We start from the raw sequence: 26,192 nt of genomic DNA, 5'->3' as shown, positions 1-26,192 counted from the left end.
AGGCGGCCGGATGTTCCACGCGATGGACCGGCAAACGCCGCAGGGATGAGAAAGACCCAAATCAGCAAGCTCAGTCAATAGAAAAAGGCGGGTCCGAGCCCGCCTTTTCCTTAAGCCTGGGAGGCTTTGTCAGCCTGCGGCCGCCTTCAGTGCCGGAGCACCGGGCCGCACCGCGGCGTCGTAGTCTTCCATCAGCGTCTTGATGATCTCACCGACTTCATAGTGATTTCCGTCGATTTCGGAGACGGGCGTGACTTCCGCCGCCGTGCCGGTGACGAAGCACTGCTCGAAACTCGAAAGCTCTTCGGGCAGGATCGCCCGCTCAACGACTTCGATGCCCCGGCCGCGCGCCAGGCCGATGACCGTCTGGCGCGTGATGCCGTTCAGGAAGCAGTCCGGCGTCGGTGTGTGGATCTTGCCGTCCTTGACGAAGAACACGTTGGCACCGGTCGCCTCGGCAACCCGGCCGCGCCAGTCCAGCATCAGGGCGTCGGTGTAGCCCTTGGTCTCCGCTGCGTGTTTGGAAATGGTACAGATCATGTAGAGGCCGGCGGCCTTGGCCTTGTAGGGCGCCGTTTTCGGGTCTGGGCGGCGGTACTCCGCCATGTCGAGGCGAATGCCTTTCAGCCGTTCTTCCGGCTTGAAATAGCTCGGCCATTCCCAGGCGGCGATGGCCAGGTGGATGGTGTTCTTCTGCGCGGAAATGCCCATCATCTCGCTGCCGCGCCAGGCGACCGGACGGATATAGGCGTCCGTCAGGTTCATGCGCGCCAGGGTTTCTTCCTTGGCTGCGTTGATCTGCTCGGCCGTCCACGGGATTTCGAAACCCAGCATGCGGCCGGATTCCAGCAGGCGCTCGGTGTGTTCTTCGGACTTGAAGATCCGGCCGACATAGGCCCGCTCGCCTTCGAACACGCTGCTGCCGTAGTGCAGACCGTGGCTCAACACATGCAGCTTCGCGTCCGCCCAGGGGACAAACGTGCCATCGTACCAGATGTCACCACTGAGCTGATCAAAAGGCGTTCCAGCCATCTTTCATCTCCCGCCGCTCTTACAGCGTTTTTGTTTTACGTGGCAGAGGCAAACGACGCCAAAGACTTGCGTCCGGTTTACCGCTGTATTTTTTGCACAGCACGCCAACTATCGGTATCCTGATAACCGCGGCGATCCTGATCGGATTCGTTTATCATCTGATGCGGAACAATGCATCTGAAAGACCGATCATTTCGTTCGCGGCCGCCAAGAAGTAACAATCGACCAGAATTAAGTCAATATGGCTGACGTAAATTTCAAAACCGCAATTTCCCCGGTCTCAAGGGAAAACAGTCATGCGCGGCCTGACCCGGCAGGCGGCGGTGAGGATGAAGCCCTGCCCTTCGACCTGATCGAGCTCCTGTTCTTCGCCTATCGCGATTTCACCGGGGATCCGGACGACGTCTTGGCCAAATATGATTTCGGCCGCGCTCATCACAGGGTGCTGCATTTCGTCGAGCGCAATCCCGGCATCATGGTCACGGATCTGCTCGGCATCCTGCGGATTACCAAGCAGAGTCTCGGCCGCGTCCTGAAGCAACTGGTCGATGCCGGCATCATCGAACAGCGGGAAGGTCATCACGACCGCCGCCAGCGGCTGCTTTACACCACCGAAACGGGACACGCCCTGGCGATCGATCTCACCCGCCTGCAGCAGAAGCGCCTTGAACGCGCCCTAATTGGATTGCCAGATGGCAGCGAGGAAACTATCCGTAGGTTCCTGTTGCAGATGATCGATCCGGAGGCCCGGCCGGACGTTCTGAATCTCATCCGCAGCCCTTACGACCTGAAGGACTGATCCGCATCCGATCACGGGACAAGACAGCCGACATGAGTGTTCACGTGCCTGACGATAACGCCAATCATATCCTCCTGGTGGATGACGACAAGCGGATCAGGGATCTGCTTACCAGGCTGCTGAAGGACAATGGCTACCGCGTTTCCGCAGCGGCCAACGCCGCCGAAGCACGCAACTGCCTGTCGGGACTGGAATTCGACCTGATCGTGCTGGACGTGATGATGCCCGGCGAGACCGGGCTGGAACTCGCCGCATCCTTGCGCGATCGCTCGCAGGTTCCCATCCTCATGCTGACCGCAAGATCCGAGGCAACGGACCGGATCGCCGGACTTGAGGCCGGCGTCGACGATTATCTGCCCAAACCGTTTGAACCGCGCGAACTCCTGCTGCGCATGGCCGCGATCCTGAGGCGCGGCAACCAGTATCCCCTCACGGCACGGGAGGAAATCCGCTTCGGCCCATTCTCCTTCAATGCCAGCCGGGGCGAGCTCAAGAACGGAGACCACATGGTGCGCCTGACGGACCGGGAGAAGCAGATCCTGTCGATCTTTGCCGAGCAGCCCGGCGCGACGGTGCCCCGCCACAAGATCGTCGGTGATGCCAGCGGCCTGGGCGAACGCACGGTGGACGTCCAGATCAACCGCCTGCGCCGGAAAATCGAGACAGACCCGGGCAATCCGATTTATCTCCAGACGGTTCGGGGCATCGGCTACCGGCTGGCCTGCGATTGAACCCGATGGCGAATTTCGAAGCGTTTTTCCGGCGTATTCCCCTGGCGGACCACCTGGCTTCCCTGTCAGGCCCATGGAAGTGGCTGTCGCACGCCTACCGGTCCTTTTCCCGCTTCATGTACCGGGTCATGCCCAAGGGCCTGTTCACGCGGACCTTCCTGATCATCGTGGCTCCTATCGTGATCCTGCAGTCGGTTCTGGTGTTCGTGTTCATGGAGCGGCACTATGAGCTCGTCACGGAGCGGATGTCGGAAGCGGTAGTCCGGCAGATCGAAGCCATTGTCTATGTGCTGGAAAACTATCCGCAGGACGAGAACTACCGGAAGGTCGAAGAACTCGCCTCCCGGGCACTCGACATGTCCATAACGCTCATGCCGCTCGAGCCGCTGCCCGCTCCCGCCCCCAAGCCGTTCTTCGACGTCATAGACAGGGAACTCAGCTACGGCATCAGCGAGCAGATCGGCAAACCGTTCTGGATCGACACGGTCGGCAGGTCCCGTTTCGTTGAAATCCGCATCCAGTTGGACGACGCCATCCTCAGGATCATCACCCGGCGCAGCCAGACCTATGCCTCGAACTCGCATATATTCCTGGTCTGGATGTTTTCGACATCCCTGGTCCTCGTACTGATCGCCCTGCTCTTCCTGCGCAATCAGATCCGCCCGATCATCCGGCTGTCCGAAGCCGCGGACGCATTCGGCAAGGGCCGTCCGGTCGAGAACTTCCGCGCCAGCGGCGCCAGCGAAGTCCGCCGCGCCAGCCTGGCGTTCATCGACATGCGTCGCCGCATCGAGCGGCAGATCGAACAGCGGACCACGATGCTGGCCGGCGTCAGCCACGATCTGAGGACCATCCTGACCCGCCTCAGGTTGCAGCTCGCCTTTGTGGGCGAAACGCCCGAGCGTGAAGCCATGCGCAAGGACCTGGACGAAATGAGCCATATGCTGGAGGACTACCTCGCCTTTGCCAGCGGTGATGGCGATGAAGACATCCGGACGACGGACCTTGCCCTCATGTTCGAGGAGCTGGAGGAAGAGGCTGAGATTTCCGGCCATTCGGTAAAGGCCCGCTTCGACGGCCCGTCGGAAGTCGAAGTCAGGCGCATTTCCCTGAAGCGCTGCCTGGCCAACCTCGTCACCAATGGCTGCAAATACGGCGACCAGGTCGAAGTCGCGGGCCGGATCGAGGGCGGCTGGCTGATCATCACGGTCGATGACAACGGGCCCGGCATCCCCGACGACCAGCGCGAGGTCGCCTTCCGGGCCTTTCACCGCCTGGACCTTGCCCGCAACCAGGACGAAACCGGCAGCGGCCTGGGCCTTGCCATTGCACGCGACATCGCCCGCGGCCATGGCGGCGATCTTTATCTGGAAGACAGCCCGCTGGGTGGCCTCAGGGCCCGGGTGAGGATCCCCGCGTGAGGCCGGCGGTGGTCACACTGGTGCCGCTGGAATTCAGTACAGCCGGCCGCCGATCGGCACGTCCTTGTCCGGCGTCAACAGAACCACTTCGCCGTCTTCATCCGGAACGCCAAGGGTCAGCACTTCCGACATGACCGGGCCGATCTGGCGCGGCGGAAAGTTCACGACCGCCATCACCAGCCGGCCGACAAGGCTGCCGGGCGTATAATGTCTGGTAATCTGCGCCGAGGTTCTCTTGATGCCGATCTCCGGGCCGAAATCGATCCGCATCTTGTAGGCGGGCTTGCGCGCTTCGGGAAATTCCTCGGCCTCGACAATACGGCCGACGCGCACATCCACTTTCAGGAAATCATCAAAACCAATCAACTCGCTCACGGAACCCATCCTCTGTTTCACGCGAGCGGAACATGGCCGGTCAGAGGCGTTTCCGCAACCCCTTGGAGGCGCCTACGCGCCCGCCGGAGCCTCTCCGGAGACGTCCGCATCCTCCCCGGCATCGCCATCCCGGCGCCCGCGCCGGCCACGGCCCTCGGAAGCCTTCCGGAAGAAGGACCGGACGCCCCTGGCAACGCTTTCCAAGCTGCCCAGGCGCTTCATGAGCGTGGAGCCCTTGTCCAGTTCCCTGTCGAGCCGTGCCATGGTCCGCGGCATGCCTTCGTCAGCCTCGTCCAGCCAGACGTCGACCACCCGGGCGAAAGACACCGCAAGGCATTGCGCGACGACCGCGGCCTTGACGCCCGACACGTCGATGCCGGCGGCAATCAGCATCCATTTCTGCGAGCGGACTTCCACGCGGTTGAAGTCGAGGGCAAGCGCCGGATCGTTCCTTGCGGCCCGGTGCAGCGACCGGACGGCTTCCTTGTGCTGCGAAAGCGCATCGATCCGGGTCATCAGCACGTCGAACAGGCGGTCCCGCGGCGGCTGGTCCTCCATGCTCTCGTCACGCTCGTCCAGGACGCTGGTATCGATCTTTTCGGCAAAAGCTTCCACGAGTGCAAGCTTCGAGGCATAGGCGCTGCGCATGTCGGAAAGCTTGACCTTTGCCGCTTCGGCGATCAGCGGCAGCGAGACATCCTCGTAAGGATGCGCGCTCAACAGATCCAGAAACGTCTGAAGGATCTTCTGCCGGGTTTTTGCGGTTACCATGGAACGATCTCCGGTGTGGTGTTCCTCTAGCACTTGAGAATCGATCAACTGGTCTAGAACATAGGCATCCGGACGGTCGGCGAAAAGGGTGACCCTCTGCCGCAGTTCCCCGTGACCGCAGGATCAGCCGGCCAGTTCCCGCGCCCGTTTGACGGCCGCGGCAACGGCCCTGGTCATCACAGGCTGAATGCCGTCGGTATTCATCAGCACATCGAGCGCCGCCGCGGTGGTGCCGTTGGGGCTGGTCACGTTCTGCCGCAGGACGGAGGGATGCACGCCCGACTGGTGCATCAGTTCGCCCGCGCCGCAGACGGTGGCGACCGCCAGTTCCAGGGCGAGTTCCTCGGGCAGTCCCGCCTGCTTTCCAGCCTCGCAGAGGGCTTCGGCCAGAAAGAAAACGTAGGCCGGACCGGAACCGCTGACGCCGGTAACCAGGTCGATCTGATCTTCACTGTCCAGCCAGACCACTTTGCCGACGGCCGACAGCAGTTTCGTCACATCCGCCTTCTGGGCTTCGGTGACCTTTTCGGTCGGATAGATCGCGGTGATACCGCGTTTGACCATGGCCGGGGTGTTCGGCATGCAACGGCAGATCGGCACTTCGCCGAAGACGCCTTCAAACTTGGAAACGGGCGTACCGGCGGCAACCGACAGGACCAGCGTGTCCGGTGCCACCACGGGCCTCAGACCGGGCAGGACCTGATCCATCAATTGCGGCTTGACGGCAACCAGCACCACGCCTGCGGCCATGTCTTCCGGGACCGAAGTCACGTGGCGGATGCCATGCCGTTTCAACAGGGCGTCCATCTCGTCGGAAAGACGCGGATCACTGACGATGATGGCGGCCGGGTCGATCCCCTCCGCCATCCAGCCCGACAGCATCGCCCCGCCCATCTTGCCGGCTCCGACAAGAAGGAAGGGCCGTTCCCTTGAAAAACTCATGCTTCTCCTGCTGTTTCAAACAGGGCCGTATTCATCGCCTCGGAAGCCGAGTGACCGGCCCATACGACGAACTGGAAGGCCTGATAGAAGCGCTCGCAGTTCTCAAGGGCATTTGTCAGCATGGCTTCGATCTGCGCCGACGACGCTTCCGCGCCCCCGGCCAGAAGCAGGGACTGACGGAACATGACGACATTCTCTCTGTTCCACAGATCGAAGTGTCCCATCCACAATTGCTCGTTGATCAGGGCCAGCAAGCGGACGATTTCGGTTTTGCGGAGCTCGGTCACCTTGAGGTCGAAGGCACAGGCCAGATGCAGCGCCTCGACATCCTCCATCCAGGAGAAGGACACGTGATAGTCGCACCAGCTTCCGCCCAGGGAGATGGTGATCTCGTCCTCGTCCGACCGTTCGAATGTCCAGTCGTTCAGGGCGGCGACAGTCTCGATTGTGTCTACGGGATTTCCAGGTCGCTCGAATTCGATCTCGATAAGGCTCATGATGCCTACTCCCTTTCGAGCCGGGGCCGAGTACCCGATCAGGATAACCGGGGCGGGCCGCCGGGATATGGTCCCAAGCCGGAGGAGCAAAACAGGTCCATTGGCGACCTATTCAGGAGCGAACCGGTTCCGTCTTGCTCCGACGAATCCCTGTTATCAATCAGTATAGGGGCAGGAATGATTTAATGGATACATACCAATTGAGCCGAAAAAGCCGAAACTTGTGGACGACCCAGCGGTATTTTTCACCACACTGCCCAAAAACAACGCATTTCCGCCAAGTACGTCCGTCGTATATCTGTAACGAACAATTAACAGAAATCACTCAAATCCGCGTCAACGCATCGCGTCAGGCATCGGCCGCGCCGCCGGAACCGGATTTTTCCAGTGCGGCGATCCGCGATTCGAGTTCCTCGACCCTGTCGAGCGCCCGCACGGCCATCTCCTTGACCGCTTCATGTTCCTCGCGGGACACGACATCCATATCGGACAGGAACCGCTCGGCCTGAGCCCTGAATGCGGTTTCCACCTCGCGGCGCGCCCCCTGGGCGACACCGGCGGCGTCTGTCATCAGCTTGGCGAAATCATCGAGAATGCGGTTGGGGCCTTGGGTCATCGGACCCTCCTTGAGCAGGAACAAATCGGATGACTGACACGTATGTGGGATTGCCACCAAGTTCAAGAACCAATTCGGCCGCACCCGGCCCGGTCTGCGGCCCTCCCGGCCAGGCTCCCCGGCTTGACGGATGGCCCCAGATGGCGCAAGCGTTGCGCCGTAATCCGCCCCGCGGCTCCGCATGGCAATACAAGGTGAAACCGTGCCGTCCCTACTCGTCCTGCCCTTTCCCGCCATCGAGCCGGAAATCGTCGAATTCGGCCCCTTTGCCCTTCGCTGGTATGCCCTTGCCTATATCATCGGCATCATTCTGGCCTGGCGCTACATGCGCGCGCTCGTGCTCAACGACCGGCTTTGGGGCAGCGTCGGCCGGCCGACGCCGGCCGATCTCGACGACTTCGTCCTCTGGGGCACGCTCGGCATCATCATCGGCGGCCGTCTCGGCTATGTGCTCTTCTATAATCCGGCCCATTATCTCGCCAATCCGGGGGAAGCTCTCGCCATCTGGACGGGCGGCATGTCCTTTCACGGCGGGTTTGCCGGAACGGTGATCGCCATGGTCCTGTTCGCCTGGCGGCGGGGCCTTTCCCTCTGGACGCTGTTTGACCTGGCGGGCTGTGCGGCGCCGATCGGGCTGTTTTTCGGCCGCATCGCCAACTTCATCAATTCCGAACTCTGGGGCCGCCCCACCGACGTGCCGTGGGCGATCGTCTTCCCGAATGGAGGCCCCGAGCCGCGCCATCCCAGCCAGCTCTACGAGGCGGCGCTGGAAGGCATCGTGCTTTTCTTCGTGCTGCGCGTGCTCAGCCACCGTTTCAAGCTGCTGGAGAAGCCCGGTTTCCTCGCCGGCGCCTTCGCCTTCGGCTATGGCGTTGCCCGTTCGATCTCCGAGTTCTACCGGGTTCCCGATCCCCAAATCGGCTATTTCGCCGGATTTCTCACCATGGGCATCCTGCTGTCCACGCCGATGATCGTGGCCGGCATTGCCGCCATGATCTGGGCCGCCAGGCGCAAGTCCGGAGCGGCGGCCGGGTGAGCGTTCTGAAGGACAGGATCAGGCGGCAGATTGCCAATGAGGGCCCCCTGACGGTGGCTCAGTACATAACGATCTGCCTCGGCGATCCGCAAGCGGGCTATTACGCGACCCGCGAGCCGTTCGGCGAACGCGGCGATTTCATCACGGCGCCGGAAGTCAGCCAGATGTTCGGCGAACTGGTCGGCGCCGTCTGCCTGTCCGCGTACCAGGCGCTCGGCTCTCCCGGCCGGTTTCAACTGGCGGAGCTCGGCCCGGGGCGCGGAACGCTCATGTTCGACCTCCTGCGCATGGCCGCGCTGCGCCCGCGCTTCCTTGAGGCGGCCAGCCTCAACCTCGTGGAGACGAGCCAGCGCCTCAGGCAGATCCAGAAGAAGACCCTCTCCCGATCTCCGTTGCAGCCGCAGTTCCGCGATAGATTCGCGGACATTCCGGACGGGCCGCTGATCCTTGTCGCCAACGAATTCTTCGACGCGCTTCCGGTCCACCAGTTCGTGAAGACCACCGACGGCTGGCGGGAGCGGCAGATCGGACTGACCGGCGATGGCGACCTTGCCTTTGGTGCCGGAGCGGCCGGACTTGCCGACGATGCCGTTCCCGAAGAGATCAGAGCAGCTCCCGAAGGCGCGATCTTCGAGACCCAGCCCACCGCGAATGCCATCGCGGAGGAAATCGGCGCGCGGCTTGCCGAGCATGGCGGCGCGGCGCTCTTCATCGACTACGGCTATCTGCAATCCGCTCCCGGAGACACGTTGCAGGCCGTCCGCAAGCATGCTTTCGATGATGTGCTGGCGCATCCGGGTGAAGCCGATCTGACCGCCCATGTGAATTTCCAGGCGCTTGCAGCCGCCGCCGCCAGGGGTGGGGCGCGCGTGCTTCCTCCCCTCACCCAGGGCGATTTCCTGCTGCGCGCCGGTCTTCTGGAGCGCGCGGGGGCTCTTGGCGCCGGCAAATCCCACCGGGAGCAGGAAACAATCCGCGACGCGGTCGAGCGCCTGGCGGCCCCCGGGCAGATGGGTGACCTGTTCAAGGTCCTGGCGGTCACGGCCCCCGGTATATCGTTCCCGCCGTTTGACAGCGCGTCCTGAACGCCCCAAGGATCAGGGGCTGCGGAATCGATTCCCGTCCGTTCTGGAGACCAGGCATGAAAATTGAAGCTGACGATTTGAAGCTGAAGGGGCTGCGCCACGGCTTTTTCACCCGCATGGGCGGCGTCTCGGACGGCATCTATCAAAGCCTCAATATCGGCCTCGGATCTGACGATGCGCGCGAAAACGTCGTCGAGAACCGGAGCCGCGTGGCGGGGGAGCTCGGTGTTCCCCTCAGCAATCTCGTGTCTCCCTACCAGATCCACTCCCCGGACGTGATCACCGTCGCCGGGCCCTGGCACGAAGACATGGACCGCAAGGCCGATGCACTTGTGACGGCGACGCCGGGCCTCGCCATCGGCGTTTCCACCGCGGATTGCGGCCCGGTCCTTTTCGCCGACCCCGGCGCGGGCGTGATCGGCGCGGCCCATTCCGGCTGGAAGGGTGCCATTTCCGGAGTTCTGCAGAACACGGTTGCCGCCATGGAGACCCTTGGCGCCTCCAGGACCCGCATCGTCGCGGTGCTCGGCCCGACCATTTCGCAGAAAGCCTACGAGGTGGGACCGGAATTCCGGCAGCGCTTCGTCTCCGAAGCGGCTGACCGCGCGCGCTACTTCGTGCCCTCGGCACGGGAGGAACATTTCATGTTCGACCTTCCCGCCTTCATTACCGACCGGCTCCTGGAGATCGGCCTTGAACAGGTAGGCGATGTCGGCCTGTGCACCTATGAGGACGAGGACCGGTTCTTTTCCTACCGCCGCACCACCCACCGCAGCGAGCCGGATTACGGCCGGCAGATCAGCGCAATCGTTTTGACATGAGGGTCCCATGGCGCTTCACTTTACCGACGCCGAGTTTGAAAGCCGCTTTGAAAAGCTGAAAGCCGCCATGGAAGCGGAAAAGCTCGATGCCATGCTCCTGTTCGCCCAGGAAAGCACGTACTGGCTGACCGGATACGACACGTTCGGTTTCTGCTTCTTCCAGTGTCTTGTCGTGACCAGGGACGGGGAAAAGGTGCTCCTCACCCGCTCCGCCGACCAGCGCCAGGCACGGCATACCTCCAACATCGCCGATATCCGCATCTGGGTAGACCGGGGCGCGGCGAGCCCGGTGGGGCAGCTGAAAGACCTGCTGTTCGACATGGATCTGCTCGGCTCCCGGATCGGCATCGAATACGATACCCACGGCATGACCGGCAGGATCGCCCTGCAGTTGAACGAGGTGCTGACCAGTTTTGCCGACATATCGGATGCTTCCGCGCTTATCCCGGCGCTGCGCGCCGTCAAGAGCCCCGAAGAGATCGCCTATGTGCGCAAGGCGGCGGAACTGGCAGACAAGGCCTACTACGCCGCTCTTGACGAGATCCGCCCCGGGGCGGACGAAGGCCGCATCCTTGCGGCCTTGCAGGGAGCCGTTTTCGAGGGCGGCGGCGACTATGCCGGCAACGAGTTCATCATCGGTTCGGGCCGCGACGCGCTTCTGTGCCGCTACAAGTCCGGACGTCGGGCCCTGAGCGCGCAGGACCAGATCACACTCGAATGGGCGGGCGCCTACCGTCATTATCATGCGGCGCTGATGCGCACGGTTGTGGTCGGCACGCCGACGGACCGGCATCAGGAAATGTACCTTGCTGCCCGCGAAGCGCTCACGGCGGTCGAAACGCAGCTCGTTCCCGGCAAGACCTTCGGCGACGTCTTCGACGCCCATGCGGAGCGCATGGATGCCCATGGCATGATGCCTCACCGGTTGAACGCCTGCGGCTATTCGCTCGGCGCCCGCTTCACGCCGAGCTGGATGGACATGCCGATGGCCTACAAGGCCAATCCGGCAGAAGTGAAACCGGACATGGTGATCTTCATGCACATGATCCTGATGGATCTCGAACACCGAAACGGCGATGACACTGGGGCAGACCTACCTGACCACTGAAGGCGCGCCGGAATGCTTATCCACCCTGCCTCTCGACCTGCCGGTCAAGTCAGGCTAAACATTTGCGACTTTGCGATCCGGCGGCCTCTTCTCCAGACGGTACGGCCGGACCGCAGCCGACGAAATTGACCACCAGAGCCAGGCGTTTCAATGCTCCGTTTTACAAGCCAGAATTCCTTCTCGCCGCTGCGTGTGGTGGCCTGCCTGTTGCTTCTTGGCGGTCTTGCCGCCTGCCAGTCCTCGCCGCGTCCTCCCGTCCCGGTCACGACGTCGGCGCCCGCCCCGACGATTTCCGGACAGGTTGATCCGGAGGAAGGCGTCACCTTCGCGTTCGAGCCCTTTACCGGAGCCCCGGGCAATGTTGCCGACGAACTTTCCGAATATATCGGCGCCGAGGCGCGCAGGCAGGGCATCACGCTGGTTCGCCGCGTGGGTGCCGCCGCGACCTACCGTGTGAACGGTTACCTGGCCGCGACCGGCCAGCCTTCGACCGGCACCATCTTCTACGTATTCGATATCGTCGACGGCTCCGGCCGCCGCGTGAAGCGAATCTCCGGAACCGAGACTACCGGTGGCTCCTCCGGCGACCCGTGGCAGGGGGTCGATTCCGGGGCGCTGGCTCGGATTGCCAACCGTTCCATGGTAGAAATCGAAGCCTGGCTCAACCGATAATCACGGCTTTGGCAAAGAAATACCGCAGCGCGTCATAAAAATTGAAAAAAGCGGGTGCGAGAGCCCAAGGCCTGTTGTGGTCCGAATGGTTGATTGTTACAACGCCGCCGCCTGCCGAGGGTTCTCATCCGATGTCCTTGGCGTCCGGCACCTTGACTTGACCTGGATCAGCGGACGTGCAGTCGGAGCCGATTGAACCTCCAAAAGCCGGTCGATATTGCAGTGTTAGAGCATCGTGTCCGCGTTCACCTGAACGCAGGATGCTCTGGGCCCTTTCCGCGAGTTTGCTGGTCCAAGCCACGCAGACCCGCTGTCGCACCAGAAGGACTTGCGGCTCATGAAGATCGTCGCGGGCAATTCCAACCGAGCCCTGGCGGAGGAAATCTCCAAATATCTGGACGTGCCTCTGGCCAAATGCCAGGTCCGTCGGTTTGCCGACCAGGAAATCTTCGTCGAAATCCAGGAAAACGTGCGCGGCGAAGATGTTTTCGTCGTTCAGTCGACCAGCTATCCTGCCAATGACCACCTGATGGAGCTGCTCATCATCATCGATGCGCTGCGCCGCTCCTCTGCCCGCCGCATCACTGCGGCGATCCCCTATTTCGGCTACGCCCGACAGGATCGCCGGGCTTCCGGCCGAACCCCGATTTCGGCGAAGCTTGTGGCGAACCTGATCACCGAAGCCGGTGCGGACCGCGTTCTAACCCTGGATCTCCACGCAGGACAGATCCAGGGTTTTTTTGATATCCCCACCGACAACCTGTTCGCCGCGCCCGTCATGACCCGCGACATCAAGGAACGCTACGCCACCGGCAATGTCATGGTGGTCTCGCCAGACGTCGGCGGCGTGGTCCGCGCCCGCGCGCTGGCAAAGCGCATCGAGGCCCCGCTGTCCATCGTCGACAAGCGCCGCGACAAGCCTGGAGAATCCGAAGTCATGAACATCATCGGTGATGTGCATGGCTACGACTGCATTCTGGTCGACGATATCGTCGACAGCGGCGGCACTCTGTGCAATGCCGCCGAAGCCCTGCTTTCCAAGGGCGCCAAATCGGTGACCGCCTATATCACCCATGGCGTTCTGTCCGGCGGAGCCGTCGCCCGCGTCACGTCCTCGAAACTGAAGGAACTGGTGATCACCAACTCCATCGAACCGACGGCTGCAATCACCGCGGCCGCCAACATCCGGGCGATCTCCATCGCCCCGCTGATCGGTGAGGCGATCAACCGCACGGCCCTGGAAAAGTCGGTCTCCAGCCTGTTCAACTGAGCTGGTTCCCTTCTGGAAATATCTGCAAAGCGCCGGGCCTCCCGGCGCTTTTTTTGCTTCCCGCCGCCCGGCTCTGGCCTCACCACAGCCGCTGGCGAGACCGGTCGAGGCGCGGGCTTTTTGCCGGATTGTCCGGAGCTGCCCCGTTTCATTGCCGGGCTTCGGCAGCAAACTGCCGGCCCGGGCCAAAAATTTCCCATTTGATCAAAAAATTTAACTTCACCCCCGCTGCCCAGCTTGTGAGCACGCATATTTTGTGATCAAGTTTTGACGCAAAACAATATTTCGAGGGGATTGAGATGTTCGCTACAACACCGTTTTCAAAGGTTCGCAGAACCTTGTTGTCGGCCGCGCTTGCCGTCACGGCCGGCCTGGGTCTTACCATTGTGCCTGCGGCCGCCGCCGACCCGATCAAGGTTGCCGCGATCTACACCGTTCCGGTTGAACAGCAGTGGGTCAGCCGCATCGACAAGGCGCTGAAAGCCGCCCAGGAGCGCGGCGAGATCACCTATACCTTCTCCGAAAACGTCGCCAACACCGATTACGAACGCGTCATGCGCGAATATGCCGAACAGGGCATGGACCTGGTTGTAGGCGAGGCCTTTGCCGTGGAACGCGCCGCGCGCAAGGTGGCCGCCGAATATCCGGATACCGCCTTCCTGATGGGGTCGTCCTTCGGTCCGGCCCAGCCGAATTTTGCTGTATTTGACAACTGGATTCATGAGCCCAGCTACCTGTCGGGCATGATCGCCGGCGCAACCACCAAGTCCAACGTGATCGGCATGGTCGGCGGCTACGCGATCCCGGAAGTCAATCGCCTGATGAACGCTTTCATGGAAGGCGCGACCTCCGTCAATCCTGACGTGAAGTTCCTCGTGACCTTCATCAACTCCTGGTACGACCCGCCCAAGGCCAAGGAATCCGCCTTTGCCATGATCGACAAGGGCGCCGACATCCTCTACGCGGAGCGCTTCGGTGTCTCCGACGCCGCCAAGGAGAAGGGTATCCTGGCGATCGGAAACGTCATCGACACCGCGGACGATTATCCCGGCACCATCCTCTCCTCCGCCCTGTGGCATATGGAGCCGACCATCGACAGGGCCATTGCGGCAGTCGCGGACGGCAGCTTCGAGCCGGCTGATTACGGCCCCTACAGCTTCATGTCCTATGGCGGCGGCAGCTTCGTCGTCGACGAGAGCCTTGCTCCGGCCGAAGCCGTCGCTGCGGCAAGGGAAAAGGAACAGGAAATCCTGGAAGGCCTGTTCCGCGTCAACGTCAACGACACCGAGCCGAAATCCACCATGTAACCGGTTGCTAGGAACCACAGCCGGCGGCCGTGTGGCCGCCGGTCCTGCCTGTCGCCGCGCGCCGCTGCCGCGGCTCCATGAACTCATTTTCGGAGGTCCGCATGACGGGATCCGCACGGGACGCCAAGGTCGTCCTGCGGCTGGAGGGGATCACCAAGCGTTTCGGCGCCCTCACAGCCAATGGCGAGGTGTCACTTGACCTGAAACAGGGCGAGATCCTCGCCCTGCTCGGCGAAAACGGCGCCGGCAAGACCACGCTGATGAACATCCTGTTCGGACACTACGTCGCCGACGAGGGCCGGGTTCTTGTTGACCGCAACGGCGGCGGGCTCTTGGAGCTTGAGCCCGGCTCGCCGCACGCGGCGCTGGAAGCCGGCATCGGCATGGTGCACCAGCATTTCGCGCTGGCCGAGAACCTGAGCGCCCTCGACAACATCCTGCTCGGAACGGAGAAACTCGCAGCGCTGACGTCGGCACACGCCCCGGCCCGCCGAAAGCTGGAGGCGCTGATGGCGCACTCCGGTCTGAACGTGCCCCTGGATGCGCGCATTTCCCGGCTTTCCGTCGGCGAAAAGCAGCGTGTGGAGATCCTGAAGGCGCTTTACCGCGATGCGCGCGTCCTTGTGCTGGACGAACCCACCGCCGTGCTGACCCCGCAGGAATCGGAAACCCTGTTCAGGACGTTGAAGACACTGGCCGAAGGCGGGCTCGGCATCATCTTCATCTCGCACAAACTTGCCGAGGTGATGGCCTCGTCCCACCGCGTCGCCGTGCTGCGGGGCGGATGCAAGGTGGCTGACCTGTCCACCGCCGAATGCAGCCAGCGCAAGCTGGCGGAGCTGATGGTCGGGCACGAAATCGTCGAGACGATCCGCACCACCGGCACGCCCGGCGGCTCCCTGTTTGTCCTGAAAGGCGTCAGCGCCGGCGAGGGACGCGACGCGCTGCATGATGTCGATCTCGATCTGAAATCAGGGGAGATCCTCGGCATTGCCGGCGTTTCGGGCAATGGCCAGACGATGCTTGCCAGGGTCATCTCGGGCCTTGAACCGCTGTCTGCCGGCACCGTCATGCTGGATGGCCGCTCACTCACCCACGCGAGCGCCCGCAAAATGATCGACAGCGGCCTCGCCCGCATTCCGGAGGACCGCCACCACGACGGTATCGTCGGTGCCATGAGCGTCTCGGAAAACCTCGCCATCGAGGCCATCCGAAAGCCGGAGAACCAGCGTTTCGGCCTGCTGCGCTTCTCCGCCATGCGCGAGCGGGCGCGAAAGCTGATCGAAGCCTACGATATCCGCTGTCAGAGCGAGGACAGCCCGGCGAGGCTGCTGTCCGGCGGCAACATCCAGAAGATCGTGCTGGCACGAACCCTCGAAACCGTCCCCAAGGTCGTGCTGGCGGCGCAGCCTTCGCGCGGGCTGGATGTCGGCGCCACCTCCGAGGTGCACAGGCGCCTTCTGGCGGCCCGCAGTCGGGGTGCCGGCGTTATCCTGATTTCAGAGGACCTTGACGAACTCATGCGCCTGTCCGATCGCATCGCGGTGATCCACCGCGGACGCCTCTCCGCCGCCGAACCGGCAGAGACGCTCGACCGCAGCGCTCTCGGCCTCCGGATGGCCGGCCACAGCGGAGAGGAAGCCGCATGATCCGTTTCGAACCAAGAGGTCCGGTCCCCGTCTCCCGGATACTCGCCGTCTCCGTAGCCGCTGCCGTTGCCGCGCTGATCCTGGCCGCCATTCCGATGGCGTTTGCCGGCCTGTCGGTGTTCGAAGCCTATGGGCTGATGATCAAGGGCGCCTTCGGCTCGTTCTTCTCCTTTACCGAAATGCTGACAAGGGCAGCGCCCCTGATCCTGACCGGCCTTGCCGCCGCGGTCGCCTTCCGGGCCAAACTCTGGAACATCGGTGCCGAAGGGCAGCTCTATGCCGGCGCGCTGGCCTCGGTGGCGGTCGGCACCGGCGCGATCTCCGGCCCCTCCTATATTCTCATACCCGCGGTCGTTCTGGCCGGGGCGCTCGCGGGCGGTCTGGTCATGCTCGGACCGACGCTGTTGAAGACGCGGCTCGGCGTCGACGAGGTCGTCACCACACTGCTGCTGAACTTCGTCATTCTCCTGTTTGTCCAGATGATGCTTGAAGGTCCCATGCAGGACCCGATGGGCATGGGCTGGCCGCAATCGGAACCCATTCTCGATGAAGCCGCCCTGCCCAAGCTCGCCGACAGGATGAGGATCCACTGGGGCCTGATCATTGCTCTCGTCGCCTCGCTCGGCACCTATTTTCTCCTGAAGCGCACGGTCTGGGGCTTCGAGGTCCGCGCCGTCGGTGAAAACGCCGCGGCCGCACGCCACGCCGGCATTCCGGTGACCGCCACCCTGGTGCGGGTCGGCCTCCTCTCCGGCGCGCTGGCCGGCCTGGCAGGCGTTGGCGAGGTGGCCGGTCTCAAGGGCTACCTGACCGCCGACATCTCGCCCGGCTTCGGCTATTTCGGTATCGTCGTCGCCATGCTGGCGGGCCTCTCGCCGATCGGCGTCGTCATTGCCGCCCTCTTCATCGCCAGCATTTTCGTCGGTGCGGATTCCATGTCCCGCGCGACCGGCGTTTCCAATTACCTGGCCAACCTGATCGTTGCGATGGCCTTGCTCTGCGTGCTGGTCTCGGGTCTTTTTCTCAGATTCAGGATCCGGTTTGTCGGCAGCCCTGCGGCAAAGGAGACATCCAGATGATCGAGATCCTCGATATCCTGCTCACCGCAAACTTCTGGGCCGCCGCCCTCAGGATTGCCACACCCTTGATCTTCGGGGTGATCGGCGCGCTTGTGTGCGAGCGCGCGGGCGTGCTCAATCTGGGCATCGAAGGTATCTTCACGGCCGGGGCCATGGCCGGCTGGATGGCGGTCTGGCTCGGCGCCGGCCTGTGGGGCGGCGTACTGGTCGCAGCGCTCGCCGGCGCCTTCTTCGGACTGATCCATGCGATCCTGACTGTCCCGCTGGGTCTCTCCCAACACGTCTCGGGCATCGGCGTGACGCTGTTTGCGACGTCGCTCAGCTACTTCATCTACCGGACCGCCTTGCCGGACGTCTCTTCCCCACCCAGGATCGAGGCCTTTCAGCCCCTCGACATCCCGGTGCTCAGCGACCTGCCTTTCATCGGTCCGGCCCTCTTCCAGCAGACGCCGCTCACCTTTCTGGCGCTGTTTCTGGTGGTCGCCACGGCCTATATGCTGTACCGGACACCGCTCGGACTTGCGATCCAGGCCGTCGGCGACAACCCGGCCGCGGTCGAATCCCAGGGCCTGTCCGTCTATGCCCTCCGCATCGGCACGGTTGTCGCCGGGTCGGCGATCATGGCGCTCGGCGGCGCCTTTCTCACCATGTCCGCCTTCGACGCCTTTTTCTTTGGCATGGTCAATGGCCGCGGCTGGATCTGTATCGCGCTTACGGTCTTCGCCTCCTGGCGGCCGGGCAAGGCCTTGATCGGCGCTCTTCTCTTCGGCGCGTTCGATGCCTTTCAGGTTCGCCTGCAAACCGAAGTTGGCACCTTCATTCCCGGTCAGGTGTTCCTGATGATGCCCTATCTGCTTTCCATTGCCGCGCTGATCGTCGTCGCCCGCCGGGCCGATTATCCAAGGGCGCTTCTGGTCCCCTATTTCCGCGGCCAACGCTGAGGCACCGCAAATGAGCTTCGATCTTCTCGTCAAGAACGCCAACCTTCCCGACGGCCGCACCGGCATCGACATCGCCTGCCAGGACGGCCGGATCGCAGCGGTGGAAGCCGGGATCACGGCAGAGGCAGGCAAAGTTGTAGAGGCAGCCGGGAAACTGGTCTCGCCGCCGTTCGTCGACAGCCACTTTCACATGGATGCCACCCTTTCGCTCGGCCTGCCGCGCATGAACACCAGCGGCACGCTGCTGGAAGGCATCGCGCTCTGGGGCGAGTTGAAGGAGATCCTGACGGTCGAGGCCGTCGTCGAGCGCGCCTTGAAATACTGCGACCTTGCCGTTTCTCAGGGCCTGCTGGCGATCCGCTCCCACGTGGATGTCTCGGACGACCGGCTGACCGGCGTCAAGGGCCTTCTGGAGGTCCGCGACCGGGTCAGGGACTATATCGACCTGCAGCTGGTTGCCTTCCCGCAGGACGGCCTCTACCGGTCGCCGAATGCCGAAAAGAACCTTCTGACGGCCCTCGACATGGGCATCGATGTTGTCGGCGGCATTCCCCATTTCGAACGCACCATGGAGGACGGGGCCCGCTCCGTCGCCCGGCTGTGCCAGATTGCGGCCGACAGGGGCCTGATGGTCGACATGCATTGCGACGAGACCGACGATCCCCTGTCGCGCCATATCGAGACCCTGGCCTGCGAGACCCAGCGGCTCGGTCTTCACGGCCGGGTTGCGGGATCGCACCTGACCTCCATGCATTCGATGGACAATTACTACGTCTCCAAGCTCCTGCCGCTGATCGCCGAGGCGCAGGTCCACGCGATCGCCAATCCCCTGATCAACATCACCCTTCAGGGCCGCCACGACAGCTATCCCAAGCGCCGCGGCCAGACCCGTGTGCCGGAACTGCGTTCCCACGGCATCAACGTTGCCTTCGGACACGACTGCGTGATGGATCCCTGGTATTCCATGGGCTCCGGCGACATGCTGGAAGTGGCCTCCATGGGGCTCCACGTCGCCCAGATGACCAGCCGGGAGGCCATCCGCTACTGCTTTGAATGCGTCACCAGCCACCCGGCAAAGGCCATGGGCCTGGAAGGGTACGGATTGGAGAAGGGCTGCAAGGCGGATTTCGTGCTGCTTCAGGCCCGTGACTCGATCGAGGCCATCCGCTTGAAGGCAACCCGCCTGGCCGTGGTCAAGAGCGGCAAGGTCATCGCCACCACCCCGGCCCGCGAAACGCAGCTTGCCTTGACAGGCCGCCCGGCCATTGTCGACCCGGCATCCTACGCTCCGCAGGAAAGGTGATCTTCAAGGCGAAGGCTTTCGGCCGGATGCGCCATTGCCGGGACGGTTCAAAGGGAAGCCGGTCGTGAAAACCGGCCTCCCGGCAATGGCGGTGGCGCATCCATGCGAATCTCGGCCTATGCACACAGACCCCACCTTGCTCGCTCAGCGCGTCTTGACTTCACCGGGCAGGCTCAGGTCACCGGACGCGACATCGAAGACGTCGACAACGCACAGCAGCGGCGCGTGCACATCCTCATTGACCCGCAAGGCCGAGGTGACGCCGTCGTAAGTCATTCCCTCGAGGACGCTCGCGTCTTCGAACACGACATTCAGCGTGATCTCCCCGCCGTCCATGACGGGCGAAAATCCGGGGCTGTCTATATAGATCGGCAGGCCCGGCCAGGTTGCGGGCATCTTCGGCGCGGCACCATCCGCTATGTCCTGAACGGCAAGCGCGCCTTCCCCGCAGCCGGCGGTCTTTGTCAGCACCACCCAATGTGAATGCCATCCGGCCCCGTCATTCGCGAGATCGCCGTCACCGTTCTCGTCAAAGAGCGGCGTGTCGTCGAAATCCGGATGGCTGGTGGCCACCAGCGCCAGAATGCCCTTGCCGCCTTCGAACCCGACGCTTTCGGGCGCGAGCGATGTCGGCCAGACATAGGAGTGGACCGGCGCACCGGCGAGCGCTCTATTGGCCGCCGGGATTGTCGCACCGGCCGTTCCCTGCAAGGTCATGTGAAAGGTCACGACACGGCCTTCCCGGTGCACATGGGCGCCGAGGATGTCGTAGTTCCGGTCGATCTCCACGTTCTCCGGCGACAGAACGGCGTCTTTCTCGTGGAGGGCCTGATGACCGTGACCGTCGTCAGCGAGCGCGGCGGCCGGCAAACCGGCAATCAGCAGAGTTCCAAGGATGGTTTTCAGCATGGGTTATCTCCCTGTTTGAGGACGCCATCTTGATAGTAGCGAGTCGAAACTATTGCAAGAATAATTTCGACTCGCTACATATCGATCATGAGCGAACTCACCGACACTGAGATCGTCCGCGATCTGATCGATCGGCTGTCACGGCTGATTGCTGCAGAGGAATGGAACGGTCCGCTGAACCCGTCGCAATTTGCCGCGCTTTCCTATCTGGCGCGGGCAAACCGGTTTTCGCGCGCCCCCTCCCATGTGGCCGATTATCTCGCCACCACACGCGGGACGGCCTCGCAGACGCTGAAGGCCCTTGCCCGCAAGGGACTGATCGCCGAAACCCGTTCGCAGGAAGACAAGCGCAGCATTCGCTACGACGTCACCGACCACGGGATCGACCTCCTGGAAGACCCGTCCGGTCTCGACAAGGTGATCGCGAGCCTGCCGGAGGATGTCACGAGCGATCTGGCGTCCAACCTGAAGACGCTGGTTCTTGCAATGCTGCAGCAGCGCGGGGGCAGATCGTTCGGCATTTGCAGCACCTGCCGACACCACGACAGCACCGGGACCGGCGGCTATTGCCGGCTTCTGGAAGTGCCGCTCGCTCCCGCCGACGGCAAGAAGATCTGCCACGAACATATTGAAGCTTGAGAGTTGAAGGCATGACCGTAAGCGCAAATATTTTGAACCTTTTTATCGGGACGCCCGAGCACCGCTGGGAAGGACGAGCTCCTTCCGCCATCGCAAGGCGCCGGGCGGACGGCCCGCAGGACGTTCTGGAAACCGGCCTTGCCGGCGACAAGCAGGCCGACCTGACGGTCCATGGCGGGCCGGAAAAGGCGCTGCACATCTATCCTTCGGAACACTATGCCCACTGGCAGGCTGAATTCCCGGAAAAGGCCCGGGCCTTCCGGCCGGGCGGCTTTGGAGAAAACATTTCCTCGGAAGGGTTTGTCGAAGAGGATCTGTGCATCGGCGACATCTTCTCGGCCGGTTCGGCCCGCATCCAGATTTCCCAGGGCCGTCAGCCCTGCTGGAAACTCAACATGCACACCGACAACCCCGGCCAGGCCGCAGCCTTTCAGAAGACGGGAAAAACCGGATGGTATTTCAGGGTCCTGGAGCCCGGCACGCTGGCGGCAGGGGACGAAATTGCCCTGATCGACCGCCCGTGCCCGGACTGGAACCTGCGCGAGGTGATCCTGGCAAGGTTCGACCCGCGCCTCGATCCGTCGGTGGCCCTTGCCCTTTCGCAGGTGGCGCAACTGGCCGAACCCTGGCGTGCCGCATTTGCCAGGAAGGCGGACCGGGACTATAGGGAAGACACATCCAGACGGCTGAAGGGCTGACACCCGCTTTCCCGCCTGCCGGTCCCGTCCGGCGCCGGATTTTCACGGCAGAACCCGCCGCCCCTTGCATCCCGCCCGCTTTTCCGCTATACGCCCGCTCGCGCCTGCACCCCTGGAGGAGGCGCTTATGGACCGATTCCGGACAACTTAAAGTCTTTCAGACACGCGGTGGTTCGCCGGTTCGCTATCATATACCCAAGGAGTTTTGCCATGGCTGCCAGCTATGAGCTGAAGGCGTCGGCACGGGACCGGGTGGGCAAGGGGGCCGCACGGGCACTGCGTCGCGAAGGCCTTCTACCTGCCGTGATCTACGGCGACAAGAAACCTGCCCTGCCGATCACCATTCCGCTGAAAGAAACCACGCTGACCCTGCACAAGGGCGGTTTCCTGACCCATATCGGTACCATCGATGTAGGCGGTGAAAAGCACCGTGTCATCGCAAAGGACTATCAGCTGCATCCGGTGCGCGATGACATCCTGCACGTTGACTTCCTGCGCGTTGCCAAGGGTTCGACCCTGACCGTCGACATTCCGGTTCACTTCCTCAACGAAGAAATCTGCCCGGGCATCAAGAAGGGTGGCGTTCTGAACATCGTTCGCCACACCGTCGAAATGACCGTCCCGGCCGACAACATTCCGGAAGCTCTGGAAATCGACCTGGCCAAAGCGCAGCCGGGCGACAGCCTGCACATTTCCGCAGTCGCGCTGCCGGCAGGCTGCCAGCCGACCATCACCGATCGCGACTTCACCATCGCAACGATCGCGGCTCCCGCCGGCGTACAGGAAGCTGAAGAGGACGAGGCAGCAGCAGTCGAAGCAGCTGAAGAGGCTGAAGACAAAGAGGACGAAGGCGAATAAGCCTGAGGCCTGCAACATTTGCGGGAGGCAGCCTGGCTGCCTTCCGCTGCAAGGCAGCCGCATTCGGCTGCTTTTTTGTTTCAAGACGGATCTTCAAAGGTGAGCCATGAAACTGATCGTCGGCCTTGGCAATCCCGGCGCCAAATATGAAGGCAACCGGCACAATATCGGCTTCATGGCCGTCGACGAGATCCATCGCCGCCATTCCGGCTTCCAGCCATGGCGCGCGCGCTTCAAGGGCCAGGTCTCAGAAGGCCTGCTCGGATCGGAGAAGGTTCTCCTTCTGAAACCGGGCACCTACATGAACGAATCCGGCCGTGCGGTCGGCGAAGCCATGCGCTTTTACAAGATAGAGCCGCAGGACATCGTTGTTCTCTACGACGAACTCGACCTGCCGCCCGGCAAGTTCCGCATGAAAAAGGGCGGCGGCCACGGCGGCCACAACGGCCTGCGGTCAATCACGGCGCATATCGGCGAGGATTACCGGCGCCTGCGCCTCGGGATCGGCCACCCGGGCGACAAGAAACTGGTCTCCAACTATGTGCTGGGCGATTTCGCCAAGGCGGACCGGGACTGGCTGGAGACGCTGCTGACGCGGATCGCCGACCACGCCGACCTGCTCGCCGAGGGCAAGGACAGCCAGTTTGCCAACAAGCTGACCCTCGCCCTGGAACCGGAAAAGGCCCAGCGCCCGGAAAAGGTACAACGCAAGGAAACGCGCGAAAGCGGCATCGACAGGCCGGCCAGGTCCGCAAAGTCCGGGGGCCAGAGCCACATTCGCCAGGCGCGGCAGCAAAAGCCCGCAAACCTGCCCAAATCCGGCCCGATGGCAGCGATGCTGAAAAAGCTGTTCGGCGGCGACCAGGGCACGGACTCCTGAAACTGACTGCTCTGGCCGCTCGGGAGCGGACCGGATCATCAGATTGGCCGCGCCTTGTGCACCCCTTCCCGAGGGCTTCTGCTGCAAAGCCTTGACCTGTCCTTTGTGCTCGGGCATGTAGCGCACCAACAGTTTCACGATACAAACCGAAAGCGAACTCCCATGGGTTTCCAGTGCGGCATCGTTGGGCTGCCGAATGTCGGCAAGTCCACGCTCTTCAATGCGCTCACCAAGACCGCAGCGGCCCAGGCTGCCAACTATCCGTTCTGCACGATCGAACCGAACACGGGCGAAGTGGCTGTTCCCGATCCGCGCCTCGATGCGGTCCGCAAGATCGCCGGATCCAGGGAAATCATCCCGACCCGGATCACCTTCGTCGATATTGCCGGTCTCGTCCGCGGCGCCTCCAAGGGCGAAGGCCTCGGCAACCAGTTTCTGGCCAACATCCGCGAAGTCGATGCCATCGTCCATGTGCTGCGCTGCTTCGAGGACGACGACATCACCCATGTCGAGGGCACGGTCGACCCCATCGCCGATGCCGAGACCGTGGAAACCGAACTCATGGTCGCCGACATGGAAAGCCTTGAGCGGCGTATCGCGCCCTTGAAGAAAAAGGCGACCGGCGGCGACAAGGAAGCCAAGGCCGTTCTGCCGATCATGGAAGCTGCCCTTGTCCTCCTCCAGGAAGGCAAGCCGGCCCGCATGCTGCCCGTGTCGGATACGGAAGAGGCAAGGCTACTGCAGGGCCTCAATCTTCTGACCGCCAAGCCGATCCTCTATGTCTGCAATGTCGATGAGGCCTCTGCGGGCGAAGGCAACGATCTGTCGCGAAAGGTTGCGGAAATGGCTGAGGCGCAAGGCGCTGCATGTGTGGTGATTTCAGCCGCCATCGAAGCCGAAATCTCCCAGCTCGACAAGGAAGAGCAGGACGAGTACCTGCAAACGATAGGCCTGGAAGAGCCGGGGCTCGACCGGCTGATCCGCGCCGGTTACGAGTTGCTCGGCCTGATCACCTATTTCACCGCAGGCCCGAAGGAAACCCGTGCCTGGACGATCACCCGTGGCACCAAGGCTCCGGCCGCCGCCGGCGTCATCCATTCGGACTTCGAGCGCGGCTTTATCCGGGCCCAGACGATCGCCTATGACGACTACACCGCCCTCGGCGGCGAAACGGCGGCCAAGGAGGCCGGCAAGGCACGCGACGAAGGCAAGGAATATATCGTCAAGGACGGCGATATCCTGCTCTTCAAATTCGCCACCTAATCTCAGCGGGGCTCGTCTTCGTCCCGGCACGCCCAGCGTTGCCGGGATCGCCTGCCCTCGAGAGCGCTTTCGGCCGCGGTCTGCACAAATCCGCCGAAACTTACGAAACGGAAGGTAAAGACTTCTCCGTTAACGTCCCCCGATCTCAGGGGGAGACGAGATGGGCGCAGGCAAGACACGGACCGGAAAAATCGTTGCAGGAACCGTCGGCAATACGCTCGAATGGTACGATTTTGCCATCTACGGATATCTGGCGCCGATCATCGCACATCAGTTTTTCCCCAACAGCGACCCGACGGTCAGTCTGATCAGCACATTCGGTGTCTTTGCCGCCGGTTTCCTGATGCGGCCGATCGGCAGCCTGCTTCTCGGTCATGTTGCCGACAGGGTCGGGCGAAGCCGGGCATTGCTTCTGTCCGTCGCGATGATGGCCATTCCGACGACATTGATGGCATTCCTGCCCAACTACGACACCATCGGCATCGCGGCGCCGATTGCGCTGACGGTCCTCCGCCTGCTCCAGGGCCTTTCCGTCGGCGGTGAATATACGGGCTCTTCCGTCTACCTTTACGAGATCGCGCCGGAAAAACGGCGCTGTTTCATCGTCTCCTGGGCGATGGTCGGCGCGGTCTTCGGCATATTGCTCGGCTCGGGCGTCGCGGCTCTGGCGACCAGTCTGCTGTCCGCCGACGACCTTGCCGTCTGGGGCTGGCGCATTCCGTTCGCCTTCGGCCTTCTGGTCGGCCTGACCGGCTTCATGATCCGCAGCGGCAACAGGGCCGACGAGTCCGACCTGCCGCCCTTGCCCAATGACCCGCTCAGCACTCCCGTCCGCGAGGTCGTCCGCAACCACAAGGTCGCGCTCCTCAGGACCATTGCCTGCAATGTCCTGAACGGCACCGGTTTCTATCTGGTCTTCGTCTATCTCGCCACCTATCTGGTCGATTACAGCAAGCTCACGGAAGGCGGAGCCCTGACGATCAACACCGGCGACATGATCGTATTCATGCTCTTGCTGCCCGCCGTCGGCTACCTGGCCGACAGGACCAGCCCCAAGGCCCTGCTCCTCATCGGCTCGGGCGGTGTTGCGCTGCTCGGCTGGCCGATGTTCTGGCTTCTCCACCACCAGGACCCCGTGATGGTGATCCTCGGCCAATTGGGCCTTGCCGTCGTGCTCGCCTTCTATCTCGCGCCGCTCATGGCGACGATGATTGCCCAGTTCCCGCGCTCGGTCAGGGTGACCGGCTATTCGATCGGCTACAACATTCCGCTGGCCCTTTTCGGCGGCACTTCGCCGCTGGTCGCGACCTACCTGATCGACGAGACCCATCTCCAGCTGGCTCCCGCCCTCTATCTGATCGCCGCCGGCATCCTGGCGTTCATCGTCATCTGGCTCATGCCGGACGGCAGGAAGATGGACGACGCGGAAACCGTCATCGCGGATCCAGCACACCCGTAACGGCAGGGCGCCCCTGCGGCGGCCGACGGTC

26 protein-coding genes and 1 pseudogene are annotated in these 26,192 nt (G+C 62.8%); 20 read left to right on the top strand and 7 right to left on the bottom strand.

Going from position 1 to position 26,192, the window contains the following annotated elements; genetic code table 11:
- Window positions 1–129 precede the first annotated feature (129 nt).
- Complete coding sequence (locus ON753_RS26640; protein WP_265967058.1) at window positions 130–1,032, bottom strand: branched-chain amino acid aminotransferase; 903 nt, start codon at window positions 1,030–1,032, stop codon at window positions 130–132.
- 241 nt (window positions 1,033–1,273) lie between these two features.
- On the opposite strand from ON753_RS26640, the gene ON753_RS26635 reads away from it, so the two are divergent.
- Genes ON753_RS26635 through ON753_RS26625 form a run of 3 tightly spaced genes read left to right on the top strand, consistent with a single transcriptional unit; the run spans window position 1,274 to window position 3,983 of the window.
- Window positions 1,274–1,831: a MarR family winged helix-turn-helix transcriptional regulator gene (locus ON753_RS26635; RefSeq protein ID WP_265967057.1), complete on the top strand. Its 558-nt coding sequence runs from the start codon at window positions 1,274–1,276 to the stop codon at window positions 1,829–1,831.
- Between the two features lie 32 nt (window positions 1,832–1,863).
- Window positions 1,864–2,562 carry a response regulator gene (locus ON753_RS26630; RefSeq protein WP_265967056.1) on the top strand — a complete coding sequence of 233 codons (699 nt, stop codon included), beginning with the start codon at window positions 1,864–1,866 and terminating at the stop codon, window positions 2,560–2,562.
- Window positions 2,563–2,567: 5 nt separating this feature from the next.
- Window positions 2,568–3,983: an ATP-binding protein gene (locus ON753_RS26625; protein ID WP_265967055.1), complete on the top strand. Its 1,416-nt coding sequence runs from the start codon at window positions 2,568–2,570 to the stop codon at window positions 3,981–3,983.
- 33 nt (window positions 3,984–4,016) lie between these two features.
- Here the strand turns inward: ON753_RS26625 and ON753_RS26620 are convergent, their stop codons facing one another.
- The 5 genes from ON753_RS26620 to ON753_RS26600 form a co-directional block, all read right to left on the bottom strand.
- Window positions 4,017–4,367: a tRNA-binding protein gene (locus ON753_RS26620; protein ID WP_265967054.1), complete on the bottom strand. Its 351-nt coding sequence runs from the start codon at window positions 4,365–4,367 to the stop codon at window positions 4,017–4,019.
- A gap of 63 nt (window positions 4,368–4,430) precedes the next feature.
- Complete coding sequence (locus tag ON753_RS26615) at window positions 4,431–5,129, bottom strand: TetR/AcrR family transcriptional regulator (RefSeq protein WP_265967052.1); 699 nt, start codon at window positions 5,127–5,129, stop codon at window positions 4,431–4,433.
- A gap of 123 nt (window positions 5,130–5,252) precedes the next feature.
- Window positions 5,253–6,071, bottom strand: coding sequence for a pyrroline-5-carboxylate reductase (gene proC / locus ON753_RS26610; RefSeq protein WP_265967050.1), 819 nt, complete (start codon window positions 6,069–6,071; stop codon window positions 5,253–5,255).
- Window positions 6,068–6,568: a type III secretion system chaperone family protein gene (locus ON753_RS26605; protein WP_265967048.1), complete on the bottom strand. Its 501-nt coding sequence runs from the start codon at window positions 6,566–6,568 to the stop codon at window positions 6,068–6,070. The genes proC and ON753_RS26605 overlap by 4 nt, the downstream gene beginning before the upstream one ends.
- A 349-nt stretch (window positions 6,569–6,917) precedes the next feature.
- On the bottom strand, window positions 6,918–7,184 hold the full coding sequence (locus ON753_RS26600; protein WP_265967046.1) for an accessory factor UbiK family protein: 267 nt from the start codon (window positions 7,182–7,184) through the stop codon (window positions 6,918–6,920).
- Between the two features lie 202 nt (window positions 7,185–7,386).
- Here ON753_RS26600 and lgt point away from each other — a divergent pair, with 202 nt between their 5' ends.
- From lgt to ON753_RS26545, 11 genes and pseudogenes are all read left to right on the top strand, one after another.
- A complete protein-coding gene (gene lgt / locus ON753_RS26595) occupies window positions 7,387–8,220 on the top strand; it encodes a prolipoprotein diacylglyceryl transferase (protein WP_418068006.1) in 834 nt (277 codons plus the stop codon).
- Window positions 8,217–9,305 carry a class I SAM-dependent methyltransferase gene (locus ON753_RS26590; protein ID WP_265967042.1) on the top strand — a complete coding sequence of 363 codons (1,089 nt, stop codon included), beginning with the start codon at window positions 8,217–8,219 and terminating at the stop codon, window positions 9,303–9,305. Before lgt ends, ON753_RS26590 begins: the two co-directional genes overlap by 4 nt.
- 56 nt (window positions 9,306–9,361) lie before the next feature.
- Entirely contained in the window at window positions 9,362–10,126 is a 765-nt protein-coding gene (gene pgeF, locus ON753_RS26585; RefSeq protein WP_265967040.1) for a peptidoglycan editing factor PgeF, read from the top strand.
- A 7-nt stretch (window positions 10,127–10,133) separates the two neighbouring features.
- Window positions 10,134–11,292, top strand: a pseudogene (locus ON753_RS26580) (M24 family metallopeptidase).
- A gap of 92 nt (window positions 11,293–11,384) precedes the next feature.
- Entirely contained in the window at window positions 11,385–11,906 is a 522-nt protein-coding gene (locus tag ON753_RS26575) for a hypothetical protein (protein WP_265967038.1), read from the top strand.
- 337 nt (window positions 11,907–12,243) lie between these two features.
- Window positions 12,244–13,176 carry a ribose-phosphate pyrophosphokinase gene (locus ON753_RS26570; protein ID WP_265967037.1) on the top strand — a complete coding sequence of 311 codons (933 nt, stop codon included), beginning with the start codon at window positions 12,244–12,246 and terminating at the stop codon, window positions 13,174–13,176.
- A 299-nt stretch (window positions 13,177–13,475) separates the two neighbouring features.
- Window positions 13,476–14,483 (top strand): BMP family protein, encoded by a 1,008-nt coding sequence (locus ON753_RS26565; RefSeq protein WP_265967036.1) that lies wholly within the window; start codon window positions 13,476–13,478, stop codon window positions 14,481–14,483.
- Between the two features lie 101 nt (window positions 14,484–14,584).
- Complete coding sequence (locus ON753_RS26560) at window positions 14,585–16,132, top strand: ABC transporter ATP-binding protein (protein WP_265967035.1); 1,548 nt, start codon at window positions 14,585–14,587, stop codon at window positions 16,130–16,132.
- The gene (locus tag ON753_RS26555; protein ID WP_265967034.1) at window positions 16,129–17,211 is read left to right on the top strand and encodes an ABC transporter permease; all 1,083 of its coding nucleotides are present in this window, start codon (window positions 16,129–16,131) and stop codon (window positions 17,209–17,211) included. The genes ON753_RS26560 and ON753_RS26555 overlap by 4 nt, the downstream gene beginning before the upstream one ends.
- Complete coding sequence (locus ON753_RS26550) at window positions 17,208–18,152, top strand: ABC transporter permease (protein ID WP_265967033.1); 945 nt, start codon at window positions 17,208–17,210, stop codon at window positions 18,150–18,152. The genes ON753_RS26555 and ON753_RS26550 overlap by 4 nt, the downstream gene beginning before the upstream one ends.
- Window positions 18,153–18,162: 10 nt before the next feature.
- Complete coding sequence (locus tag ON753_RS26545; RefSeq protein WP_265967032.1) at window positions 18,163–19,455, top strand: amidohydrolase family protein; 1,293 nt, start codon at window positions 18,163–18,165, stop codon at window positions 19,453–19,455.
- Between the two features lie 144 nt (window positions 19,456–19,599).
- Here ON753_RS26545 and ON753_RS26540 read toward each other — a convergent pair whose 3' ends face one another.
- Window positions 19,600–20,364, bottom strand: coding sequence for a hypothetical protein (locus tag ON753_RS26540; protein WP_265967031.1), 765 nt, complete (start codon window positions 20,362–20,364; stop codon window positions 19,600–19,602).
- 87 nt (window positions 20,365–20,451) lie between these two features.
- Between ON753_RS26540 and ON753_RS26535 the strand changes: the two genes are divergently transcribed.
- From ON753_RS26535 to ON753_RS26510, 6 genes are all read left to right on the top strand, one after another.
- The gene (locus tag ON753_RS26535) at window positions 20,452–21,003 is read left to right on the top strand and encodes a MarR family winged helix-turn-helix transcriptional regulator (protein WP_265967030.1); all 552 of its coding nucleotides are present in this window, start codon (window positions 20,452–20,454) and stop codon (window positions 21,001–21,003) included.
- A gap of 11 nt (window positions 21,004–21,014) precedes the next feature.
- Window positions 21,015–21,701, top strand: coding sequence for an MOSC domain-containing protein (locus ON753_RS26530; RefSeq protein WP_265967029.1), 687 nt, complete (start codon window positions 21,015–21,017; stop codon window positions 21,699–21,701).
- A gap of 210 nt (window positions 21,702–21,911) precedes the next feature.
- A complete protein-coding gene (locus ON753_RS26525) occupies window positions 21,912–22,559 on the top strand; it encodes a 50S ribosomal protein L25/general stress protein Ctc (RefSeq protein ID WP_265967028.1) in 648 nt (215 codons plus the stop codon).
- A 106-nt stretch (window positions 22,560–22,665) separates the two neighbouring features.
- Window positions 22,666–23,439, top strand: a complete 774-nt coding sequence (gene pth, locus ON753_RS26520; protein ID WP_265967027.1) for an aminoacyl-tRNA hydrolase — start codon at window positions 22,666–22,668, stop codon at window positions 23,437–23,439.
- 162 nt (window positions 23,440–23,601) lie between these two features.
- Complete coding sequence (gene ychF, locus ON753_RS26515; protein WP_265967026.1) at window positions 23,602–24,702, top strand: redox-regulated ATPase YchF; 1,101 nt, start codon at window positions 23,602–23,604, stop codon at window positions 24,700–24,702.
- Between the two features lie 160 nt (window positions 24,703–24,862).
- Window positions 24,863–26,161: an MFS transporter gene (locus ON753_RS26510; RefSeq protein ID WP_265967024.1), complete on the top strand. Its 1,299-nt coding sequence runs from the start codon at window positions 24,863–24,865 to the stop codon at window positions 26,159–26,161.
- Window positions 26,162–26,192: the final 31 nt, after the last annotated feature.

Origin of the sequence: Roseibium salinum, from assembly GCF_026240905.1 — a bacterium.
GTDB lineage: Bacteria > Pseudomonadota > Alphaproteobacteria > Rhizobiales > Stappiaceae > Roseibium > Roseibium salinum.
The sequence above is the reverse complement of the archived record's forward strand: the minus strand, read 5'-3'. Positions and strand labels throughout refer to the sequence as shown.

Coding starts and splice junctions, on each gene's coding strand:
- ON753_RS26640 (WP_265967058.1), bottom strand. CDS start 1,032: ATGGCTGGAACGCCTTTTGATCAGCTCAGTGGTGACATCTGGTACGAT.
- ON753_RS26635 (WP_265967057.1), top strand. CDS start 1,274: ATGGCTGACGTAAATTTCAAAACCGCAATTTCCCCGGTCTCAAGGGAA.
- ON753_RS26630 (WP_265967056.1), top strand. CDS start 1,864: ATGAGTGTTCACGTGCCTGACGATAACGCCAATCATATCCTCCTGGTG.
- ON753_RS26625 (WP_265967055.1), top strand. CDS start 2,568: ATGGCGAATTTCGAAGCGTTTTTCCGGCGTATTCCCCTGGCGGACCAC.
- ON753_RS26620 (WP_265967054.1), bottom strand. CDS start 4,367: ATGGGTTCCGTGAGCGAGTTGATTGGTTTTGATGATTTCCTGAAAGTG.
- ON753_RS26615 (WP_265967052.1), bottom strand. CDS start 5,129: ATGGTAACCGCAAAAACCCGGCAGAAGATCCTTCAGACGTTTCTGGAT.
- proC (WP_265967050.1), bottom strand. CDS start 6,071: ATGAGTTTTTCAAGGGAACGGCCCTTCCTTCTTGTCGGAGCCGGCAAG.
- ON753_RS26605 (WP_265967048.1), bottom strand. CDS start 6,568: ATGAGCCTTATCGAGATCGAATTCGAGCGACCTGGAAATCCCGTAGAC.
- ON753_RS26600 (WP_265967046.1), bottom strand. CDS start 7,184: ATGACCCAAGGCCCCAACCGCATTCTCGATGATTTCGCCAAGCTGATG.
- pgeF (WP_265967040.1), top strand. CDS start 9,362: ATGAAAATTGAAGCTGACGATTTGAAGCTGAAGGGGCTGCGCCACGGC.
- ON753_RS26575 (WP_265967038.1), top strand. CDS start 11,385: ATGCTCCGTTTTACAAGCCAGAATTCCTTCTCGCCGCTGCGTGTGGTG.
- ON753_RS26570 (WP_265967037.1), top strand. CDS start 12,244: ATGAAGATCGTCGCGGGCAATTCCAACCGAGCCCTGGCGGAGGAAATC.
- ON753_RS26565 (WP_265967036.1), top strand. CDS start 13,476: ATGTTCGCTACAACACCGTTTTCAAAGGTTCGCAGAACCTTGTTGTCG.
- ON753_RS26560 (WP_265967035.1), top strand. CDS start 14,585: ATGACGGGATCCGCACGGGACGCCAAGGTCGTCCTGCGGCTGGAGGGG.
- ON753_RS26555 (WP_265967034.1), top strand. CDS start 16,129: ATGATCCGTTTCGAACCAAGAGGTCCGGTCCCCGTCTCCCGGATACTC.
- ON753_RS26550 (WP_265967033.1), top strand. CDS start 17,208: ATGATCGAGATCCTCGATATCCTGCTCACCGCAAACTTCTGGGCCGCC.
- ON753_RS26545 (WP_265967032.1), top strand. CDS start 18,163: ATGAGCTTCGATCTTCTCGTCAAGAACGCCAACCTTCCCGACGGCCGC.
- ON753_RS26540 (WP_265967031.1), bottom strand. CDS start 20,364: ATGCTGAAAACCATCCTTGGAACTCTGCTGATTGCCGGTTTGCCGGCC.
- ON753_RS26535 (WP_265967030.1), top strand. CDS start 20,452: ATGAGCGAACTCACCGACACTGAGATCGTCCGCGATCTGATCGATCGG.
- ON753_RS26530 (WP_265967029.1), top strand. CDS start 21,015: ATGACCGTAAGCGCAAATATTTTGAACCTTTTTATCGGGACGCCCGAG.
- ON753_RS26525 (WP_265967028.1), top strand. CDS start 21,912: ATGGCTGCCAGCTATGAGCTGAAGGCGTCGGCACGGGACCGGGTGGGC.
- pth (WP_265967027.1), top strand. CDS start 22,666: ATGAAACTGATCGTCGGCCTTGGCAATCCCGGCGCCAAATATGAAGGC.
- ychF (WP_265967026.1), top strand. CDS start 23,602: ATGGGTTTCCAGTGCGGCATCGTTGGGCTGCCGAATGTCGGCAAGTCC.
- ON753_RS26510 (WP_265967024.1), top strand. CDS start 24,863: ATGGGCGCAGGCAAGACACGGACCGGAAAAATCGTTGCAGGAACCGTC.